The organism is Xenorhabdus eapokensis, from assembly GCF_001908105.1.
On record NZ_MKGQ01000044.1, the window covers coordinates 16,481 to 20,670 of the forward strand.

Here is a 4,190-nt window from a genome sequence, read left to right on the forward strand (position 1 = left end):
CAATACTCTCTTTCGAAAATCTAAGCTGTAACCCATCTCATTTTATGCCTTGTCATCTTAGGTTTAGATATTATGTCATATTAGTATGATTTAGCTATAAGACCGATGATGGCAAAGACGATTTCAGTATTCAGAAAAGGAGTTGCGTTATCACTCATCATCGCTTTAGTTATGATTATCACTGTGGCGACAGGCTGGGTCGGGCTGCACCAGGCGGAAAAACTCACCGAGATGCATCATTGGGTGACTGAAACCGGGAGATTCTGGTTAGTCTGGCGGTTAGGCCTGTATGCCGTACTGGGCTGGGGTAGCTGGAAAATCGGGCAAAAGACAACACATCAGCCGGCACACCGTGCAGTGTTAATACGGATGAGGGTGTCCAGCCTGCTGTTTATTCTGCTGGGTGAATATGCCCTGTCAGGGAATATTGGGGGGATGCTATGATCACCAACAGCTATCTGGAATACTTTCTGACCCTGCTTGGCTGGGTGGTCAATAACGGGTTATGGCAAATACTGATTGCCACCGGGCTGTTTACCCTGCCTTTAGTGATAAAGGTCATCGCGGTCTGGCTGAAAGTGCGGGAGAATGGTGAAGAGGACGGTCACGGCGGATTACAGTCGCTTGCCCGTCTCGAAAATACGTTGTATGGTGCCTTTTTCGTCATGGTGGTGTGTTGTGTGCCACTGGTCAACGTCAGCCTCAGTACCCTCCAGTACGATCAGTCCCGCGCCGAAAGTTGCGGTATCTGGACACCGCAAGCACCGGATAAAAGTGGTTATGCGCCGGTGATCTCCAGCCTGAATAATCAGACGGCGGCGGTGCCCCTCTGGTGGGCCGTGGTGCATCGGTTGTCAAAGGGATTAACGCAAGCGGCGGTCGCTTCCATTCCCTGCCGGCCGGATCTGCGGCAAGTGCGCTTTGAGGTGCAGCATACCCGCATCAGCAACCCTGCACTGGCGGCGGAGTTGCAGGATTTCACTAATGACTGTTATGCCTTAGCGTTGTATCAGTGGAAACAACGGGATCAGGGACAAACTTCTGATCCGGCCACACTGCATGATATTGACTGGCTGGGCAGTCGCACCTTCTTATCCGGCGATTACCCCACGCTGCAATCCCGAATGCCCAGGGTACTATTTCCGTGGAATGAAAGCCGGGACACTGGCCGGCCCAATACCGGGCAGGGCGGTTATCCCACCTGTCAGGCCTGGTGGTCAACCCCTGAAACCGGACTGAAGGCCAGGGTATTGGCCGAGGCTGATCCGGGATTGTGGTTGCGTTTGTCGGCAGCCCTCAAAATGCTGGGCAAGGAAACCCGTGAATATCAAGAAGCGGTGATCCGCCGTTTAGTCAGTCCGGTTAACTTGACAATGTCTCAGGACGGCTATGTGTATGCGGGGTATGGCGGCAATGCCGATTTTACGGTCTGGGACAGATCAAATCGGGTGGGGTCTTCTGCGGGGACTCTGCTGGGGGGATTCCTCAGCATGCCGGCGTTTGATGCGGTGCGTCAGGCTTTGCCGATGATACAGGCGGTGATCCTGATGGCATTGTATATCCTGATCCCGTTGATCCTGCTGTTTGCCGCCTATGAATTTAAGACGGTACTCACACTGACGTTCGCCCTGTTTGCGTTGAATTTCCTGACTTTCTGGTGGGAGACTGCCCGTTGGTTAGACAGCTATTTACTGGACGCCCTGTATGGCTCAGACACCCACAGCCTGTTGAATCTGGCGGGATTTCAGAACACCTCGGATGATTTGATTATGGGGCTGGTGATGGGCACACTGTTTATTGTGCTGCCAATGGTCTGGCTGGGCGTACTGGCCTGGGCAGGGGTGCGGATGGGCGATATGGCGGGCATGATGAGTCAGGGCGTGGGGCAGGTGAAACAGTCGGCCGGCCTGTTCGGGCAAATGGTGATGCAGAAGGTATTATCCCGAGGAAAGTAGTCAAATTAGGTGCTTAAGACTTAAGGGATAGAACGTTATTCCCTAAGTTGAGTTTGAATTTGATATTTTCCTTTTTTTAATCTATTGACCGTTGTTTCGATAATTAAAATAAGTCATATTGTTGCGTTAATGTTTTAATTCATGTTCTTCTCAGTTTAAGTTTTGTTTTTACATCAGTAACACAATGCTTGTGAGATATATCACAAAAAATAAATTATTGAATGCTATTTCAGTCAGTATCTATTATATATAAATAGCTATAATTTCATGTTTATATCGATACCCTTTTCAGGGTAATAGACGGTATTTAATCATTATAGAAGCCTCAAGGGTCGCAACCGTTGAGGCTTCGCTACTTATTCTCATGGCAATAAAGAGTGCGTAAAAACAATGAGTAAAAATTTTCATCTGGTTCGATGTCTTATTTAAATAATCCTGTAAAATGGCGGTTCATGTATACACCCTGTGTATTTCGTGGAATATGAACGTTCATGATTTTTAATTTTTCGCAATGAGGAAAATCGATTTGGCTGACTTAACTTAAATGTTAAGGTTAGTTTTTTCGTTATTGAATTAATAATGAACAGAGTTAAATTAGAACGCATTGAATGTGCTACAAAATGGATGAAAAGAAGTGATGAACGATACCAATGAAAAGGGTAAGAACAGGAAGAATAAAAAACCCGCTGACTATTTTATTCCTTATAAAACGACATATGATTTACGCTTAAGTAAAAAGGAACCTAATTTAATCAACATACTGATACAGATTCAAGGCTATGAATATGGCTTTTTTACCGTGTTAGGTGTCCGCCCTTTGTCTCAACGGAGTGACGGAAAAAGTAATGCCATTTATGTCGTCAGGTGTCGGTGTGGTAAATATGCTGTCAGGACATTAAAAGCCATTAAAAATCCGAATAATGTTAATGATATGTGTGTGCATTGCCAGCATCTATTTAGTCAAAGGCGTAAAGCAATTTTTCGTACGACAGGAAATGATGTGGATTTATCGGAGTTAACCGGAATTAAATGTAAAACTCCTTTGGAAATTAAAGAATAAGAAAATGGTTTTGCACTTAGGAATAAAACTATCAGAATACACTTTATTCTGCTCAGGATGTGGGGGTTGATTGGGAATTATCAGGTAGGGTAATGGTAATAAAGCGGGAAGACTTCTGTGATCCTCTGGCTTTTGCATGATGACATGCCTCTATACTCAACAAACTTGAAGATGCATTATTAAAAATTCATATAATGCTGATTTTTTAGAATAAAAAATCATAACAAGCCTTCATCTTGAAGTTAAATTGGTATATATCAACTATTAAAACCTTTTTAAATATGGGAAATATTTCTTCTAATTTAGAACTCTCATTGAAAGAAAATAAATGTCCGGTAATATACGTCCACCGGACATTTACAATACAGTTATAATTTATGCAAATTAATTACTAATTAAAAACCATCCCAAGCATCGTATTTATAATTATCATCTATGATTTCAAATTCAACTCCCTTTAAATTAAGTGATTCAAATTTTTTCTTGAATACATGTGAGCAAACTGGTTTTGATAATTCTTGGCAAAAAAATAAATGCTTAGATATATCTTTTTTAATACGGAATTTGTCTATTTTTTCATAATAAATTTTATCTAGCCCTTTATCCTCAGGAGTATCCAATTTATCAGTGTATATATCTCTAGAAATAGAAAATATAGATTTTTTAGGATCTAATATAGATATATAATCAGAAAGAAAAAAAAGAAAATATTGTTTTTTTGGTGTTTTATTTCTGTATAGCTGAATCGTAACTGGTACAGTTATGCAGTTTATTTTTAGTTCTTTACATAAATTCAATATATTTAATGAAACCAAACGGTCTTTGACGAAAAAATCTCCATCTAACTGATTGGATTTAATTTTTATATTATATTTATCAGCTAATTCTTCTAAGGATGGTGGTTTTTTATAAATATCATAAGATGGTAATTCAGGATTCCATTCTTTATCCATGAAATAAGGTATTCCTACTCCATCTGGAGAATATTTAACAATGAAAAAATCATTTTCAGTATGAGTCATATTAATCTCCCAGTATTTGGATCAACTTTAAATAAACCATTTTCTAAACCGTTTCTAAATGACTTTTCAAAATGGTAGGAGTATCAAAGAAACTCAGTCCCATTTTTGCGAATTTGGATTTTCCAGACACAAAAAAGCAAAAAGAAGGACTGA

At 41.0% G+C, this 4,190-nt stretch carries 4 protein-coding genes; 3 read left to right on the forward strand and 1 reads right to left on the reverse strand.

The window, feature by feature from the left end; genetic code table 11:
- The first annotated feature begins 105 nt into the window (after positions 1-105).
- The 3 genes from Xedl_RS17545 (at position 106) to Xedl_RS17555 (ending at position 3,015) form a co-directional block, all read left to right on the forward strand.
- Entirely contained in the window at positions 106-444 is a 339-nt protein-coding gene (locus Xedl_RS17545) for a hypothetical protein (RefSeq protein WP_208605082.1), read from the forward strand.
- Positions 441-1,955, forward strand: a complete 1,515-nt coding sequence (locus tag Xedl_RS17550) for a conjugal transfer protein TraG N-terminal domain-containing protein (RefSeq protein WP_074025066.1) — start codon at positions 441-443, stop codon at positions 1,953-1,955. The genes Xedl_RS17545 and Xedl_RS17550 overlap by 4 nt, the downstream gene beginning before the upstream one ends.
- Positions 1,956-2,592: 637 nt before the next feature.
- Positions 2,593-3,015, forward strand: a complete 423-nt coding sequence (locus Xedl_RS17555) for a hypothetical protein (RefSeq protein WP_074025067.1) — start codon at positions 2,593-2,595, stop codon at positions 3,013-3,015.
- Between the two features lie 395 nt (positions 3,016-3,410).
- Here the strand turns inward: Xedl_RS17555 and Xedl_RS17560 are convergent, their stop codons facing one another.
- Positions 3,411-4,037: an imm11 family protein gene (locus tag Xedl_RS17560; RefSeq protein WP_074025068.1), complete on the reverse strand. Its 627-nt coding sequence runs from the start codon at positions 4,035-4,037 to the stop codon at positions 3,411-3,413.
- Positions 4,038-4,190: the final 153 nt, after the last annotated feature.